Raw genomic sequence first — 16,392 nt, forward strand, 5'->3', positions numbered from 1 at the left:
GAACAGATCGTTTGATGTTCGTTTATGTTTGGACAATGATATAAATTTGATCGCAAAGGCGGTGTCAAACCGTGTATTATGTAAATCGTGAGCAAATTGAACGCCGTATTGCGGCGCTTGATGATGTATATACTGCGCTTGAACAAGTGACAGCCGCATGGGATGGCAGTCTGTTAAGTGGGATGGTGCAGGAACGTGCGCTTCATCTGGCGATTGAATGTGTAACCGATATTGGCAGTTATTTGATCGATGGCTTTATTATGCGTGATGCGAGTAGTTATGACGATATTATCGAAATTATTCGCGGTGAACAGGTGATGGACGAACAGACAGCAGTTCGTTTGTTGGAACTGGTGAAACTGCGTCGTCCGCTTGTGCAAGATTATTATGATTGGCCGCGTCATGAGTTGCATCCATTGACGGCGGTTATGCCGGATATACTGCGCGGATTTGCGCAGCAGGTGAGTCATTATTTGGATCGTGAGCTTGGGTAGTAGCAGATGTATGAACGACAGCATATAGGTCGTTTGATTGGGTAGACAGTATGATTAGCAGGCTACACATGAGTGGAGCGGACAGATGAGGTGACGAGCAAACGTCAAGTATGGCAGCTTGGTACAGTTCACGTCATCGGCTCTATTGATTTGCATGGATACGAAAAAGTAGATCATTTAGTATGATCTACTTTTTCGCGTGTTGATGAGATGATAGTAGGCTCACCAGCTTAAATTTACATCTTACGAAACATATACTCGAATCGTAGCAGAAGAACATCGCTGCTCTGCATGATCAAACTGCTTAGTTAACGCGGTCAAGCTACTAGGTGGTGTCTTCAAACTGTCCTACGTATCATTTATTGTTCACAAAGGGTAGAAATAAGACCCTGTACAGCTTAGTCTGACGCAAATTACCCGGATCGAACGATCTGTAAAGTCGTTTGAAGACACGCCCTAGGTGAAGCAGGGTTGGTTATTTCTTTTTGGCTGGTTTCTTTGTCGGTTTTTTGGCTGGCTCTGATTTACTAGTGCTAGTTACGGTTTTGGCTGTGGGCGCAACAGGCTTTGCAGCGGATGGTAGCTGGCTGGCTAAATATTGTTCCAGTCCATGAATAATCGAGCTAATCGTTGTAGAAGCGTCAAAAGAACTATCTTTTAAAAAACGAGTGTAAGCTGTTTCATTCTGATTGGATTGTGTTTGCCGTTTGCGTTGGTCTTCTTTTTGTGATTCGGTAAGTCCGGATGAACCAGCACCTACATTGCCATCAAATTCAAGCCGCACTGCTGTATTGTTTTCATCTACCTTAATCCAATACCACCAACGCACACTGCTTGCCCGATCTTTGCCGCCTTTCGATGGTTTCATTCGCATAACAAATTCAATTTGGTTTACATGGGGGCTTTTTACCGGCGGTTTTTGTGTTAAAGAAGCATGAAGTTCGAGCGGCTCCGGTACACCTGGGCAATCCACTACATGAGCGCTTTGACCGCGATGCCAATTTTGACTTTCAAAAAATTCGATAATAGCGTCTCCTTGAAATCCTTGTGCAGATTTAGCCATTTTTTTATACACATATTTAGGTACTTGAAATAATTCGGTGCTTTTTCCTACAAATTCACTGGAAGCATCTTCTTCTGCTGCGTCTGCCGAAATATTCAATATGTCGTCTACATCCATATTAATCGTTGCTCTAGGCATCTGGGAAGGCAATATGATATGGATTGGCTCAGCATTTTCTTGTGTAGCTCTCAATGCATTCAATGCTCGTTGTTCCACATTTCCAAGCCACATCTCCGAATCATTACGAACGCTATGAATATAAATTTGTAGTAATGCATCTTCATTCATAATTAACGCTATTAAATCGGTAGTATCATTTAATACTTCTGCATAATGCCTGCTGACAAACAACTGTAAGGCATGATTTAATAAAGTTCCAGCCCCTTCAAAATGCCATGTGTCCGCCGATTTCTTATGATAGTTATACTTTGCAAAACGTGCAGTATTAATATAATGTGCCAATTCGAACATAATATCGGGGCGAGCTGTAGGTGATGATTGTAATTGGTCGGCAATTTGCTTGCGCAAATCTCCTGTCCTGTCTGCTTCTGTTTTTTCCAAAGCTTGAATCTGCTCTGTTACCCATGTCTCAATCTGTTCATTGGTTCTTGGTTCAGTTAAGTATTCCGCCAAGCGTGGCGAAAGAAGATCGCCCCATGCCACACCATGTACAAAACAATTGCCATCACCAGGTACATTCAAATTTAGGATTTGGTTGTCGGACATTTCGAGCAATAAATGATAATGATTAAAATTGTGCAGCAGATTAATGTGCCCTGTTCGCAATGCTGCTGTACTTGGGCGAGCTGGACTACCAGATGCAGATTGGGTTGAAGGCTTTTCTGAATGCTCGCTCTTTTCCTCTTTGGAGTCTGGAATTTCTTTTTGATGTTCCACTTTGCTGGCGCGATCTGGTGAAGATGTATGTTGATCCAATGTGTGGCGTAGCTGCCCTAGTTCATCTTCAGTCACAGGCACAAGCGTATCTTCTACAGACTCATCGAATTGCTCGTTAAACACTCTATCCCCTACTTGCGCTCTTAATTGCAGTAGATTTTCAATATAAACCGGTGGGATGGGCAGTTCTTTGTTAGTACGCATGTGCCGGATACTTTGAATAATCATTAAACGAATGTCACTGCTAAGTTTACTCCCAATCCGTCTTGCGTCACGTAAAGCGTCAACAGCTCTCCGCATATCGTCCAGGTGTGTATGAAGAAATTGGGTTGCTTTCACCAGCAGTTTATTGTTGTTTTTCTCAGCTTCTGCGTAAGCATCCGGATCAACCATTCCGTTTCGGAACATACGCTCAATCAATTGATACACTTGGATAAATGCTTCTCTGGAGTAAGCATGTGTAATCAGGTGTCGAAGTTGTTCTCCAAACATACCAAATGCGATCGAGTTTGCATCGATAATCCCTTCTCGTTGTTCAACAAAAAAAGCGCGCAAATGATCGCGAATGTTGTTGCTCCATTCCGTAGCTAGGAGGTTTAATCGTTCTCTTGCGCTGACGACCATAGGATCGCGTTCATCTTTTAACGCATCTACCATAATGCTGAATGGGTCATTGAATACGTGGTCTCCTGCTGATTTGCTTGAAACAGCAGCCTCTTTTTCCGCTTTCGGTTTAGCTTTAGTTTGGGAAGAACTAAGCGTTGCGAATGGTGCGTGATAATCTTCGCGCCCATAACTCGTAATTTCTTTCATTTTATCTCCAATGCCAACGGGTTTTGAACTGGATTCGGATGTTTCTGTAGGTTTGACAGAGGTTGAATATTGTTCACTAAGATGAAGCCAGAGCAGAATAGCTTTGTTAACTTCAGGTTTCAGTGTTTCGTCTACGGTTGCCTCTTTTTTGGTCTTTAACGTTGTTAATAATCTGTCCATTTGTGTAATGTCTGCGCGATGAGTTGCTGAGAAGGGGGGAGACTTCATAGCGGTAAGTGTTAGCTCTATAGCATCCAGATCACCAAATAAACTTGTAAAAGCGGCAACAGGCTTTTTGGCGGCTCCTTTTTTCTTCGGTTTGCTTGGTTGACTTTCAACGGTTTGGGCAGACACTTCGCTTACTGTTGTGTGGCGTGATTCGGCAATTGTGCTGGACATGGATGGAGAAGATTCAAGAAAATACAGAGGATTATGCGGAGTAATCGTTAATGTTCCTTGACCGTCAGCACGTTGAACTTCGTAATGCCCCTCTTTATTAACAGCAGTAATTGTACCAATCAGTGTACCATGTTGATCATAAACGGAGCGTTCTTCAGCAGCGTACGTTTCATTGGCGCCACTTGATGGACCAATTTGCCGTTGGATCATTTGCCCAAAACTTCGGTTCCCTAAACTTCGTTGAAGCATACCGATCGGTGCCTTGCCGAGGGAGGCTGGAAGTGGGATAACAAGTTTGGAAGGACGCTCATTGATCGGATCGTTATGTTGCTTATGTAATGGTGGCGGAGAAGATGCAGGGATTGGAGATGGATAATCTTTCATTACTATTTCCTCCTTCAGTGATCGTTTTGAATTTACTTTTATATACAAGTTATCATGTTGGATGCAATAAAAGAACAATGAAAATGGCTACAACTTCTTTATATATACGATCTATACGAAGTTTGTTAACTCACGGATCGTTTTGAATTTACATCCCTTGTCGGATAAGCTACAATAACGGTATTATTAAAGGGATGTTGTGACCCTTTTCGCTACTCATAGCGGACAGGGTCATTTTATTTTTACTATAAAGGGGGTTCAGGGATGAAGGCTAACCTACAACCGTCCACACGACGAACGATTATGATGTTACTCAAAACAGGCGGCCCGGCAAGCGTATCTGATCTGGCCCGTAAATTGGAACTTACCGAAATGGCGGTTCGGCGCCATATTCAGTCGCTGGAGCAGGAAGGGTTGCTGCTTGCGGAGACGGTACGCATTCCTACCGGACGCCCTTTTTTGCGTTTTCGACTAAGCGAACAGGCGGCAGAGCATTTTCCGCATAATTATCATCAATTAACATTGGATTTGTTAGATGAGCTGGATGAAGCGTCGATCACACGCATTTTCGAAGGGCGCAAGCAAAAGCTGCTGGATCGTTATCGTCCGCTTATGGAGCAGCAAAGTTTGGGCGAGCGTGTCGCAGCATTAACAGACATTCAGCATCATAGCGGTTATATGGCAACCTATGAAAGCAATGGGAACGATGTCTATACGATGTATGAATATAACTGCCCGATCAATCGGGTGGCGGATCAGCACGCGATTGCTTGTCAATGTGAGCAGGAGCTGTTTCAGCAATTGCTCGGGGCAAATGTGACGCGCACCGAATGTATTGCCAAAGGCGGTCAATGTTGTATTTATCAGATTGAAAAGCGGTAAATCATGGTGCTGCTAGCGTGGTAACATCACTATCGTTTTACGAATCGACAGGGGACTCGATCCAGCCTGAGAGGGCGAATGGATCGAGTCCTTTGTCGCGTTTACAATGACTGTGCTGTAAATTTATAATGACTGTGCTGTAAAGATACAGAAAACTTATAGCAAAGCTGTTATTGTGGGTAATAGTAAACAAATACAAGCAATCAAAGAATGGAGAGATTATAATGGATCAACAACAGTCACAATTCGTATACGGTCTGATCGCAGGCGCATTCATCGGCGCGGCAGCAGCAGCATTGTTTACCCCGAAAAGTGGACGCGATATGCGTGCTGATCTAATGTATGGCGCAGAGATGATTAAGGAAAAAGGACCAGAATGGAATGAAAAAGGGCATGAAGTTACTGAAAAAGGTCGTGAGGTCGTTGCCGTCGTTAAAGAATCGATCGGTGTAGCGCGTGAGTGGAAAGAGCAAGTAGAAGCAGCAGCCGAAGATGTGAAACAAGAGTTGGCTGAATTTAAGGAACAGCAGGATGCCGAAAAGCAGGACGATGTAAAAGTAGTGTCCAAGACCGATACGCCAACAGGCGCTACGTCCGTGTCAGCCGCTGCTGCAAGCTCTAATCAAAAACCAACGACTCCGCCAGCGGGCAAAGATAAAACAAGCAATTACAGCGTATAACGTATAAAACGACATCGATCTCATCCAGCATGTGCTATATAACATGCCGTCTATAAAGTACATGATACAAAAAGGAGCATAATCGTATGGACAGTGATCCATAGGGTTGTGCTCCTTTTTTGATGGCATTTTATAGTTGGTGCTCCATAATATAATCTCATATGGAAAAATTCGCAAAATGAATAACTTTATTAGTTACAAATATACTAAATATAGTAATTCAATCGTTTAAATTTGGGTATTATAATTATAACCTAATTTTCCATAATATTATTTATGAGTATTTGCTTTCCTAAAGATGAATATTCTTTTTCAAGATGCTAAGTTTTCAAAAAATCAAGCACAGTTGTATAGCTCTATTTCGTACGTGAAAGGAGGTGAAAAATCCAATGAACGATCGTATCACTCTGTTGTTTATTTTGTTAGTTGTAGGCATGTGGACGTACACTCCTACTACACATGCAGCTCAAGTTGAACTATCGTTGTCCAAAGGGGTCACGGTTCAAAGTCAAACGAGCGGCAGCGACACTTCCAATGGCAATACCGCAGCTGCTAGCAGCAATACGAGCAGTGAGGCAACGTCCAGCAGCAGTAATGCCAATGGAAGCAGCACCAATCAGGCAACAGCCGGGATTGTTCAGCGTACAACTGCTTCGTTGACAAGTACGCTAACCGATACAGTGAAATCGGTTGCAGATACGACACAAAAAACGACATCCGATGTTGTTTCCCAGACGACAAGCACGGTTGACAATGTAAGCAAAGTCGTAACGGAAACGGTTAGTAATACAACGAATATCGTTGATCGTGCTAGTAATCTGACCAAAGATGTAGTGACGGAAACGGAGAAAGTAGTCTCCGGCAAGCCGTCAGACATTACCGGAACTGTATCATCAGGCGTCACCAATACGGTTAATGAGACGGCGAATACAGCCACCTCTGCCGTATCTGGCACGGTATCTACAACAAAAGATACGGTAGCCGGAACGATAGGCACAGTCGATCATACGGTCAAAGCGGTAACGGAAACGACAGTTGAAGCCGTAACTGAAGTCGTAGACACGACAGGCACTATCGTTGAAAATGTGCCTGTGATCGTCAAAGAGACGGTGAATCAATTACCGGTTGTCTCGACTCCGGTTATTGTTCCACCTGTAGTGAACGTACCGCCAATCGTGACGGTGCCACCCGTTGTAACTGTACCTCCAATTGTTACTGTGCCACCGATCATATCCGTATCTTATCCTAACACGGACGAGACATCAGCGTCTCCGTTGAATCCAAGTCGTAACGAGCAACCAGCAGAACGTCAACCTGGCATGACCGATGCAACAGGCAAATCGTCTGTAGCAGAGCGTACGCCAGTTGTAGACGGTGCTTCGCTTGGAATGGTAACTCCGATTTCGAATGATGCGGATGCGAACAGTCCAGTGTTAGCAGTGTATCCAAGCTTGACGGATCAACCTATTGCTAGTACTTCGGATGAAAGCGATACTTCAGTTCAAGCTGTATCCAACATGGAGCAGCCTGCTGGTGAGCTTGGCAATATGGAACCTGTAACAGCTAATGCGCAAACGAATACGGACATGCAAACGCGTGTTGCTAATCCAGCTGTCTCCATTCCGGTAGGACAGAGCGCAACCGAAAATGGGTCGCTATCCGCATCTTCGTCCGCTCTAACGAAAGACGGCAACATACCATTTGCTCCGTCCGGGTTGCCGCTTGCACAGGGTTGGGACGGTACTATGTTGGCTGTGATCAATACAGGCTCTGCTTCATCCGCTGGTCAAATCAGTTCATCAGGCAGTAATGTAGGCGGTACAGCACCAACAGCTATGCTGCTAGAAGCAGCGCAAACTTCGCTGCCGAAACAGCCAATCTGGATATACAATGCAAAGGCTCAGCGTGGAAGTAGTCAATGGATGAATGCACCACCTGGTCAACCGCCGCAATCGGCTCCCTATTTTAATTGACATCTGTCTTATTAAAATAAAAGGGAGCGATTAACAATGAAATGGTCAGTGAAAATGATGGTAGCAACAGGTTGTCTGGCAGCAGCAATGGCGTGGTCACATGGAACAGCGCAAGCCGCACAAGCGGATCAAAATGCACTGCTTAAGCTCGATATCGGCAATCGTGGCGATGAAGGAAGCCTGCATGTCGGTGTATTGGAAAATAGCAATACGAGCGCTAACGGAGCAGAACAGTCGGCAAGTTCTGTGCTAAATGTGCAAACTAGTGACACGATACTGGGAGATAGCGTACAGGCTGAAGTGCTGACTTCATCTGACTCCGCTACATCGACCAGTGACGCAAATGATGCGGCAGTTGTAGACATTACCGGCAACGATACAATCGTTGGTAATGATGTACATGTCGGCGTGCTGGACAATCATGAGCAATCAGAGCAAAACACTGACAGCACTCACTCGGCAGTTGTCACAGTGGGCGCTAAAGATACGGCACTGGGTGACGACGTACATGTCGGTGTGCTTGAAAATAAGGAGCAGACTGGCAGTGCAGCAAGCAATGATCATCAAGCAGTAGTGGAAGTAGGTGCTACAGATACAATTTTGGGTGACAATGTGCATGTGGGTGTGCTGGACAATCATGAGCAAACTGGTAGCGCAGCAAGCAATGATCACCAAGCAGTAGTAGAAGTAGGCGCTACGGATACGGTTGTAGGTGACAACGTGCATGTCGGTGTGCTTGAAAATAACGAGCAGACTGGCAGTGCAGCAAGCAATGATCACCAAGCAGTAGTGGAAGTAGGTGCTACAGATACAATTTTGGGTGACAATGTGCATGTGGGTGTGCTGGACAATCATGAGCAAACTGGTAGCGCAGCAAGCAATGATCACCAAGCAGTAGTAGAAGTAGGCGCTACGGATACGGTTGTAGGTGACAACGTGCATGTCGGTGTGCTTGAAAATAACGAGCAGACTGGCAGTGCAGCAAGCAATGATCACCAAGCAGCAGTAGAAGTAGGAGCTACAGATACAATTCTAGGTGACAATGTGCATGTCGGTGTACTCGACAATCATGAGCAGACTGGCAGTACAGCAAGCACTGATCACCAAGCAGTAGTAGAAGTAGGAGCTACAGATACAATTCTAGGTGACAACGTGCATGTCGGTGTACTCGACAATCATGAGCAAACTACGCCAACCGGCACGAATCAGCAACAGTCTGGTGTAACGCTGGGGCTAGACAATGTGCTCGGCAGTAATCTTGATTTGGCTATACTTGAAAATAACAGCCAGCAAAATAATCAAGGTAATGGTCAGCAGTCTTCTTTAATTTCCATCGGTCTGAATGACGGCATTTTACCTGATCTGAACTTAACCGTACTGGGTAATCAAAGCTTTGTGCCAGCACCTAGTGGTGGCGATAACGGCTCTGGTGGTAATGGAACCGATCCAACGGGACCATCGCAACCTGGTAATGGTGGCGGGAACGATAATGGTAGTAACAATGGCGGCAATACAGGCGGCACGACTCCGGACGGTAACGGAAACACCGGTGGTAATACGGGTGGCAATGGTAATACCGGCGGTAACGACAACACAGGCAATAACGGAAATACAGGAAATACCGGTAGTAATAGCAACACAGGCAACAACGGAAATACCGGAAATACTGACAGTAATAACAACGAAGGCAGTACCAATACCGGCAGCACTGGCGGTAGCAACTCCGGTAGTAACGGTTCAATAGGCAGCAACGGTTCGACTGAAGCGAGCAGTACAGGCAATAGTAGCATTGGCGGTTCCGTTTCCAGTTCATCGACTGGTGAAGCAGCAGGCACAGATATGGTCATTGCTGCGGCGTCTACGGATGAACCTGTCATGACAGCGGAAACTGCAAATGCAGGCAATACGACTCAGCCTGGCAATTCGGTTGATGCAGCTACTACAGACGTAATAGCAGCGGCAGAAATGTTGCCGAGTGCGACGGGTTCAGGCGATCAAAGTGCCAGCGTAACAGCAGCTAGCACAGGTATAGTTGCAGCCAATGGACAAGTGGCAGCGAATGAGCAAGCGACAACTACTCCAACAGCTATGAATCAAAATAGCGCTATTATGGAGTTGGATCAATTGCCACAAACAGGTGAAACGACTCCACTGGCTGTATATGTACTCGGTATCGCGCTTGTTCTGCTTGGTTTGGCTCTGCGTAGCCGTAGCCAAATGACACGTTGGAACTAAGCTGCCAAGCATAATGTATGGCACCGCAGTAAAATAGTAAAATCTTGCAAAAATGAGCAACAGTGTATTGTTCCGAGTTAGATTAGATGATAAACATGTCGCTGCATAAGTAGACATGATTGGTACAAACTGATAGATCGTAAACACGATTCGACGTATGAAGGGAAGCTCCTTTATTTGTAGAGCATCCAGCTTGTGGAGCCGCTTTTGGTTTATAAAAGCGGCTCTTTTATTTACATATCTATTCAGATAGCGCTTATTTTCTGAAACTTTTGATGACGCTTGCGTATTATATACAGTACGCACAATTTGTGCATACATTCATTAAGGTGGAAAAGCGCCCTGATCGCAGATGCGGCGCTATGTATAAAGGAGAGATGCGATATGTCCAAATGGGCTCGTTTATTTTCAGCAAAACAATGGTTGCATGTGTTTAAAAAATTACCGGGTTTGCTGACCTCCAGAGAGCTGCCGTTAAAAGAGAAAATGCTATTTGTAATACCGGTGCTCGCTTACTGGATTATGCCGGATGTGATGCCATTTATGCCGATCGACGATATCGGAGTTACATTGCTAATGATGAACTGGTTTGTATCGCGAGCAGAGAGCAAATTGTCTGTGATCGAATACGATCCGCGCCGTTGAGGAACGGTTTAGCCTTGCGTATTGGCGGGACGAGTTATACAATAGAACTATTGCGTCCTGCCATATGGCAGGCAAGTCGAACTGAACGAAGGAGCTGATCCCATGAAAGTTAAAATTACGCGCAATGCAGCGAAACAGATAAAAAAAGAGATGGACAAACCGGAAAATGCCGGTTTGAAACTGCGTGTATTTGTGACTCATTCCCACGGTGACCACGTGCACTACGGTATGGACCTGGCTGAGCCACAAAGTCATGAACAAGTCTTTGCTACAGATAAAGAAATCGATGTTGCGGTCGATCCGAACGAATCGTGGTTGGATGGCGTCAAAATCGATTATTTGTATGTAGGTGAAGAAGGCTTTGTAATTACGAACCCATCCAAAGGCGATTTCGGTCACCATCATCATTAAGATGACCGGAGGGAAACAGTAATTATTATGGCTAACGATATTCGCGTATGTGATGAGTGCAATCATATTCGCCTGAAAACGATTATTCCTAAATTGGAAAAGATGGCGCCTGATGCTGAGATTAAAATCGGCTGCAAGTCGTATTGCGGTCCATGTGGCAAGCGTGCCTTTGTATTTATTAACGGCCGATATGTGAGCGCTCCGACTGAAGAAGAAGTGCTGGACAAGGTTGCCAAATTCGTAAAAAAACCAAAACCATAATCCGTATAATATGACACTGCCCGATGCTGCGGCAAGCGGTCATTTTGACTGTTTGTCATTATGGTCGACCGGCAGTCCGAATAGAGACGCATCCTAAAGTACGTATTATCTATACTGAAGTACGTATACCTAAAACCTGAAAAATCCTCCTGTCTACGGTCATAGCGACCGATTGACGGGAGGATTTTTGATTATAAAGCATACTTATGGTGATACAGAAAAGCGCTTGTACATACATAGGCTAGCTACGAATGACTACGTCATCATTCGTTTGCGATAAATATCTGTAGTCAATCAAGCGCTGTAATGTATCGCATGCAATGACAACATGAATATCGATGTATGCTTATCCATGTATGCACAGAGTTTATAGGGTCTATTCAATCCGATCGTAAAATTGGCGAACGGATTGATAGACTATGCCACTTGATCTTGCCGCTTATTTCGCGTCCGCTTGCTCTGCATGGAACTTGCGAATCAGATCGCCTGTAATCAGTTCATCTGAAATGTTGAGCCGTTTTTGCGCTTCGGTGAAACCGGCGCGGGCGCGCTCGATGTCGGTCGTTTGCCGTGTTTTCAGATCATAGGCGGTGCCATGCTCAAACACGCCATCCGCAGATGGGATATAAAATATATTGCCATCACTAAAGGCACCGGTGCGTAACACGACTAGCTTTTTCTCCCGGTCGTTAAACATATCGTTACCCATCAAATAATACGGGCTGGCATTGACGCCCAGTAAATGCAGCAGCGATGGTGTCATATCGAGCTGACCAGCCGGAATATTATAAGTGCCAGCGTGGGCACCGTCTGGCAAGTGAATGAGCATCGGCACCTGGTTCATTAGCTGTTCCATATCTAGATCGCTTAGCGACTTGCCGAGGAATTCCTCCATCGGTTCTTTTTCTTTGAGCGAGTCATCATGATCGCCGTAAAAGACGAGGATCGTTTTGTCCCATAATCCATTTGCCTTCAGCTCGTCTTCCATTTCACCGAGCGCGGCATCGACATAATGCAGTGCCTGAATATAGTCGCCAAACGTAGTGCCAGACAGATCGCCCATATCGAGCTCCTGTACTGAAGGCGGCAGCGTAAATGGATGATGGCTCGATAATGTGATCATAAACGAGTAAAATGGCTGCTTGAGCTGACTCATTTTTTGCACCGATTGCCGGAAAAACGATTTGTCACCAAGCGACCAGCCGAGTGGTTCATCGATCGTAAAATCATTTTTGCTGAAAAATTTCGTGTAGCCCATATTTTGATACATGACTGAACGGTTCCAGAAGCTTGGCTCATACGCATGGAACACGTATGACTGATACTCTTGTTTACTCAAAATATTCGGTAATGTGTCATACTGATGATCGGCATAACGGGTAAATACCGATCCGGTTGGCAATGGGTGCAATGACGCATTGGAGCCGATATCCGCATCCGATGTGCGTCCTTGTCCAGTCTGATGATAATACTGGCTAAAATACATGCTTTCTTTCATCAGCCGGTTAATATTAGGCGTAATCTCCTGCCCGTTAAAGCTTTTGCCGATCACAAAGTTCATAAACGCTTCGCCTTGAACCGCAATTACATTGCTGTCCTTATAAGCGCCAAACAGCTTATCATCGCCTGCTTTGGCACGTCCGTTTTGTTTGTTGGCAAACCACTGCTTCACCTCATCGGTTTGTGCCGCCGACAACTGACTGCCATTGCCAAAATGATCATCTGCATACCGATAAATATCATAACCGTGAAAGCCGAGCAAACCGGTTACATTATAAAGGGACATATTCCACCAGTTGCCGGCAAACAGTCCGACTGCCCAAGTGGAAGTTGCATATTTGATCGGGCCGAGCGTAAGCATACAGCCAAGCACAAACAGTGCAGCTCCTTTGGTAAAACGTGTACCGATCCGTTGGCGGATGTTGCTGGTTGCTGTTGTCGTAGCAAATGACAGCCGGTTACTGCTACGACTAGCGCTCAAACGACTGCCACGGCGCATGCGCAGCACCAGCGCTACGATGCCTGCCACCAGCAGTACGATCAGATCGGCAAATAGCCACCAATCTTGGACAGCGAGCAGTTCACGAATGCTGCCGCCAAGCGATTCTACCTGTCCAGCCTGCAATAACACCGGAATAGTAATAAAATCTTGAAAATACCGAAAGTACACCAGATCGGCAAATATAAGCACACTGAGCAGCATATCGAGTATAATAAGCGCTACGATGCGTGCGCGCTTTGGCAGCCATACGACCCAAAACGAAACAAGTATGGTCGATCCAATTGCGGTCACGACATCCAAATTGGTCATATCAATATTTGGCAATTGAATATTATGTTGCAAATAGACTAATTTCCCCAAAATAACGACCAGAAACAGCCAGTAAGCGATACGGGTGGGGGCAAACGGCGACAGCAGTCGCTGCATCCAGCTTTGCCGCTGTGAACCGGAAGTAAAAGATTCCAAATGAACGAAGCCTCCTTGCGAAAGACGCCGTTTCCACAGCCAAGTGTAGCGTGTTACGGCGTTAAATAGATAAAGATATACAACATGAAATGATCGCCACTCGCGGTCATGTCCATGCTTACATTACATTTACATGTTTACATAGATGAAATATTGCACATTAGCGTGCAGTTTAACATGTTCGCTGTTGTTGTTCAAGCGATTGAGAGCAGATGAGTACATTTAGGCGGGAAAATAGCAAAAATTGCGATGAATATGCACGTTAATTGTGCGTAAACGGCGTATAAACTACAACATACTTATACGGTTGAACGATGCATACAACGTAAACTGACTGCTTCGTTTACACCCATTTAACAGTCAAAAATGACACCAGACCGCCGGACTGTCATGTATGCCTGCTCGCATTATGCAGTCCGGTAGTAGGTGTAGTATTAAGATGATCGCTGATGCCAAGCTATATTTGCCATCGGTGACCATGCGATCAAATGAACCTATTCGTAGGGTCGCCAACAGCGCCAGTACCAGTCGGCTGTCTATATCAAATGATAGTAGGTGAGTCTGCTCTGAAACGAAGCTAATCCTCGTTCAATACGTAGGTACCCTTTACGCCTGCGGCTCGTCTGCTTCCGCTTTTACACGAGGTGGCAATGGGCCGAGGTATTGCAGAAATTGACATTCGATCCGTCCATTGTACAGCTTGCGGCGCTTATCTGCTTTGCGTCCGAAAAATTGCTCGAAATGGCGTGTCGGTGTGATCGCAAATACCGACCAATCCGGCAAATAGATCGATGCTTTGCCTAGATCACGAATCATCGCTTCCACTTCCTTCGCTTCGCTTAAGCGCTCACCATATGGGGGGTTAGTAATAATGCAGCCGAATTTGCCTTTGGGCTGGATGCGTGATACGGGCATCACTTTAAATTCAATCTCATCGCCAAGCCCGGCGCTTTTGGCACATGCTCTGGCGATTTCGATAGCGGACGGATCGATATCGCTGCCGATAATGTTGAGCGGAATATCGTCTTGTACCGCATCGAATGCTTCATCGCGCGCTGTTTCCCACAGCTCATCGGCAATGATCGACCAGCCTTCTGATGGGAAGCTACGACGCAATCCAGGTGCGATATTCCAGCCGATCATCGCCGCTTCGATCAGCAATGTGCCGGAGCCGCAAAACGGATCATACAGTGGACGATGCGGACCCCAACGACTGAGCAGCACGAGCGCAGCCGCTAGCGTTTCTTTGAGCGGCGCTTCATTTGCCTGCTTGCGGTAACCGCGTTTATGCAGGGAAGGGCCGGTTGTATCGAGTGTAATTAGTGCGGTATCTTCAAGCAGGGATACTTCGACCGCATACAATGCGCCATCTTCCGGGAACCATTCGGTATTGTACGTCTGTTTAAGCTTTTCAACGATCGCTTTTTTGACGATACCTTGGCTTGCCGGTACACTGCTAAGCTGTGACTTTTGCGAGCGACCGGAAACCGGAAATTCGCCGTCAGCCGGAATAAAGTCTGCCCACGATACCGCTTTGACGCCTTCAAATAGCTCATCAAATGTCGTTGCTGCAAACTCCGCCATCTTGATCACAATGCGATCGGCAGTGCGCAGCCAGTAATTACAGCGACAAATGTCGATCAGGTCGCCGCTAAAGCGTACACGTCCATTTTCTGTGCGTGCATCATCGTAGCCGAGCTGTTTGAGCTCACGCGCGACAACAGCTTCAATACCCATCGGGCAAGTTGCAATTAACTCATACTGTTTCATAATACGGATTCACTCCTGTTTATTGTAAGATAGCGATTGATGTTGATTTCCTGTTTGCAATCCAGGCAGGGCAATCATTGCCAGTAGTCCGTCCATAGCGTCTGGATCGTATGATCGTGTGTTTTGCTTGCCGGTCACGCCTGAAAACCATACAATCTAGTATAGGTGAATGCGTCTGTTCTTACAAACGTTTCCGGCAAAAAAGTGCGCATTTTGAATGGAATCGACAACGGATACCCAATGAGCAGAACTTCTGCGTAGCACAATATAGGTTAAAGGAGAATTGGAATGCAAATGACACAACAACACGGCTCGAATGCGGAGCAATATATGAATGAACTAATTGAGGAGGACGAACTGCTATTACAGATCAAAGCAACGATTCGTGAACACAAAATGCCGGAAGTATCCGTCGAACCTGGATATGGACGTCTGCTCACATTACTCGTACAAATGTCCGGTGCACGCTCGATTTTGGAAATTGGCGCGCTGGGCGGTTATAGCGGCGTCTGTATGGCACGTGGTATGGATCAAGGCGGACGCATCGTTTCACTGGAGCTGCGCCCTGATTATGCGGAAGTTGCACAGACGCATATGCGACTCGCTGGTTATGCAGCACAGGTCGAGTATCGGATCGGTGAAGCGATTTACAGTCTAGCTAAATTAAAACAGGAAGGTCAGCGGTTTGACTTCTTTTTTATCGATGCGGATAAATTAAACTATGTAAATTATCTCGATTATGCGCTTGAATTGGCTACACCAGGTGCGATTATTGTCGGCGATAATTTGCTGTTGCGCGGACGTACGCTCAATTTGGAGCGAAACGGCCCAGCGATCCAAACGGTACGTGAGTTTAATCGCCGGATGGCAAACGATCCGCGTCTGACCGGCACGCTTCTGCCTGCTTATGATGGATTGGCGATCGCCAGAGTGAAAGGCTGATGATGTTTCAATAAGAGACGAAGAAGACGAATCATAAGCAAGGAGACGAATCGGGAGAGAAAGCCTATACGGTTGC

Annotated in this window: 12 protein-coding genes; 9 read left to right on the plus strand and 3 right to left on the minus strand. The window is 45.8% G+C overall.

Going from position 1 to position 16,392, the window contains the following annotated elements; all coding sequences use genetic code 11:
- The first annotated feature begins 71 nt into the window (after nucleotides 1-71).
- Nucleotides 72-494, plus strand: coding sequence for a DUF86 domain-containing protein (locus U1I11_RS02535; protein WP_322903527.1), 423 nt, complete (start codon nucleotides 72-74; stop codon nucleotides 492-494).
- A gap of 475 nt (nucleotides 495-969) precedes the next feature.
- On the opposite strand, the gene U1I11_RS02540 is transcribed toward U1I11_RS02535, so the two are convergent.
- Nucleotides 970-4,050 carry an OTU domain-containing protein gene (locus tag U1I11_RS02540; protein WP_322903529.1) on the minus strand — a complete coding sequence of 1,027 codons (3,081 nt, stop codon included), beginning with the start codon at nucleotides 4,048-4,050 and terminating at the stop codon, nucleotides 970-972.
- A gap of 264 nt (nucleotides 4,051-4,314) precedes the next feature.
- Here U1I11_RS02540 and U1I11_RS02545 point away from each other — a divergent pair, with 264 nt between their 5' ends.
- The 7 genes from U1I11_RS02545 to U1I11_RS02575 all read left to right on the plus strand — a co-directional run bounded on the left by U1I11_RS02545 (nucleotide 4,315) and on the right by U1I11_RS02575 (nucleotide 11,137).
- Nucleotides 4,315-4,932, plus strand: coding sequence for a helix-turn-helix transcriptional regulator (locus tag U1I11_RS02545; protein ID WP_322903531.1), 618 nt, complete (start codon nucleotides 4,315-4,317; stop codon nucleotides 4,930-4,932).
- 224 nt (nucleotides 4,933-5,156) lie between these two features.
- The gene (locus U1I11_RS02550; protein WP_322903533.1) at nucleotides 5,157-5,612 is read left to right on the plus strand and encodes a YtxH domain-containing protein; all 456 of its coding nucleotides are present in this window, start codon (nucleotides 5,157-5,159) and stop codon (nucleotides 5,610-5,612) included.
- 389 nt (nucleotides 5,613-6,001) lie between these two features.
- Nucleotides 6,002-7,585 carry a hypothetical protein gene (locus U1I11_RS02555; protein ID WP_322903535.1) on the plus strand — a complete coding sequence of 528 codons (1,584 nt, stop codon included), beginning with the start codon at nucleotides 6,002-6,004 and terminating at the stop codon, nucleotides 7,583-7,585.
- A gap of 36 nt (nucleotides 7,586-7,621) precedes the next feature.
- Nucleotides 7,622-9,820: an LPXTG cell wall anchor domain-containing protein gene (locus tag U1I11_RS02560; protein ID WP_322903537.1), complete on the plus strand. Its 2,199-nt coding sequence runs from the start codon at nucleotides 7,622-7,624 to the stop codon at nucleotides 9,818-9,820.
- 384 nt (nucleotides 9,821-10,204) lie between these two features.
- On the plus strand, nucleotides 10,205-10,465 hold the full coding sequence (locus U1I11_RS02565; RefSeq protein ID WP_322903538.1) for a hypothetical protein: 261 nt from the start codon (nucleotides 10,205-10,207) through the stop codon (nucleotides 10,463-10,465).
- A gap of 102 nt (nucleotides 10,466-10,567) precedes the next feature.
- Entirely contained in the window at nucleotides 10,568-10,876 is a 309-nt protein-coding gene (locus tag U1I11_RS02570; protein WP_322903539.1) for a HesB/IscA family protein, read from the plus strand.
- Between the two features lie 27 nt (nucleotides 10,877-10,903).
- Nucleotides 10,904-11,137 carry a YuzB family protein gene (locus U1I11_RS02575; protein ID WP_322903541.1) on the plus strand — a complete coding sequence of 78 codons (234 nt, stop codon included), beginning with the start codon at nucleotides 10,904-10,906 and terminating at the stop codon, nucleotides 11,135-11,137.
- Nucleotides 11,138-11,576: 439 nt separating this feature from the next.
- On the opposite strand, the gene U1I11_RS02580 is transcribed toward U1I11_RS02575, so the two are convergent.
- Nucleotides 11,577-13,604 (minus strand): LTA synthase family protein, encoded by a 2,028-nt coding sequence (locus tag U1I11_RS02580; RefSeq protein ID WP_322903543.1) that lies wholly within the window; start codon nucleotides 13,602-13,604, stop codon nucleotides 11,577-11,579.
- Between the two features lie 606 nt (nucleotides 13,605-14,210).
- On the minus strand, nucleotides 14,211-15,374 hold the full coding sequence (locus U1I11_RS02585; RefSeq protein WP_322903545.1) for a THUMP domain-containing class I SAM-dependent RNA methyltransferase: 1,164 nt from the start codon (nucleotides 15,372-15,374) through the stop codon (nucleotides 14,211-14,213).
- Nucleotides 15,375-15,668: 294 nt separating this feature from the next.
- Between U1I11_RS02585 and U1I11_RS02590 the strand changes: the two genes are divergently transcribed.
- Nucleotides 15,669-16,316, plus strand: a complete 648-nt coding sequence (locus U1I11_RS02590) for an O-methyltransferase (RefSeq protein WP_322904473.1) — start codon at nucleotides 15,669-15,671, stop codon at nucleotides 16,314-16,316.
- Nucleotides 16,317-16,392: the final 76 nt, after the last annotated feature.

This window comes from Paenibacillus campi, from assembly GCF_034659835.1.
Taxonomy (GTDB): domain Bacteria; phylum Bacillota; class Bacilli; order Paenibacillales; family Paenibacillaceae; genus Saccharibacillus; species Saccharibacillus campi.

Excerpts from the sequence above, each read along its gene's own strand:
- U1I11_RS02555 (WP_322903535.1), top strand. The coding sequence starts at position 6,002 with ATGAACGATCGTATCACTCTGTTGTTTATTTTGTTAGTTGTAGGCATG.
- U1I11_RS02565 (WP_322903538.1), top strand. The coding sequence starts at position 10,205 with ATGTCCAAATGGGCTCGTTTATTTTCAGCAAAACAATGGTTGCATGTG.
- U1I11_RS02570 (WP_322903539.1), top strand. The coding sequence starts at position 10,568 with ATGAAAGTTAAAATTACGCGCAATGCAGCGAAACAGATAAAAAAAGAG.
- U1I11_RS02590 (WP_322904473.1), top strand. The coding sequence starts at position 15,669 with ATGACACAACAACACGGCTCGAATGCGGAGCAATATATGAATGAACTA.
- U1I11_RS02575 (WP_322903541.1), top strand. The coding sequence starts at position 10,904 with ATGGCTAACGATATTCGCGTATGTGATGAGTGCAATCATATTCGCCTG.
- U1I11_RS02545 (WP_322903531.1), top strand. The coding sequence starts at position 4,315 with ATGAAGGCTAACCTACAACCGTCCACACGACGAACGATTATGATGTTA.
- U1I11_RS02560 (WP_322903537.1), top strand. The coding sequence starts at position 7,622 with ATGAAATGGTCAGTGAAAATGATGGTAGCAACAGGTTGTCTGGCAGCA.
- U1I11_RS02540 (WP_322903529.1), bottom strand. The coding sequence starts at position 4,050 with ATGAAAGATTATCCATCTCCAATCCCTGCATCTTCTCCGCCACCATTA.
- U1I11_RS02585 (WP_322903545.1), bottom strand. The coding sequence starts at position 15,374 with ATGAAACAGTATGAGTTAATTGCAACTTGCCCGATGGGTATTGAAGCT.
- U1I11_RS02550 (WP_322903533.1), top strand. The coding sequence starts at position 5,157 with ATGGATCAACAACAGTCACAATTCGTATACGGTCTGATCGCAGGCGCA.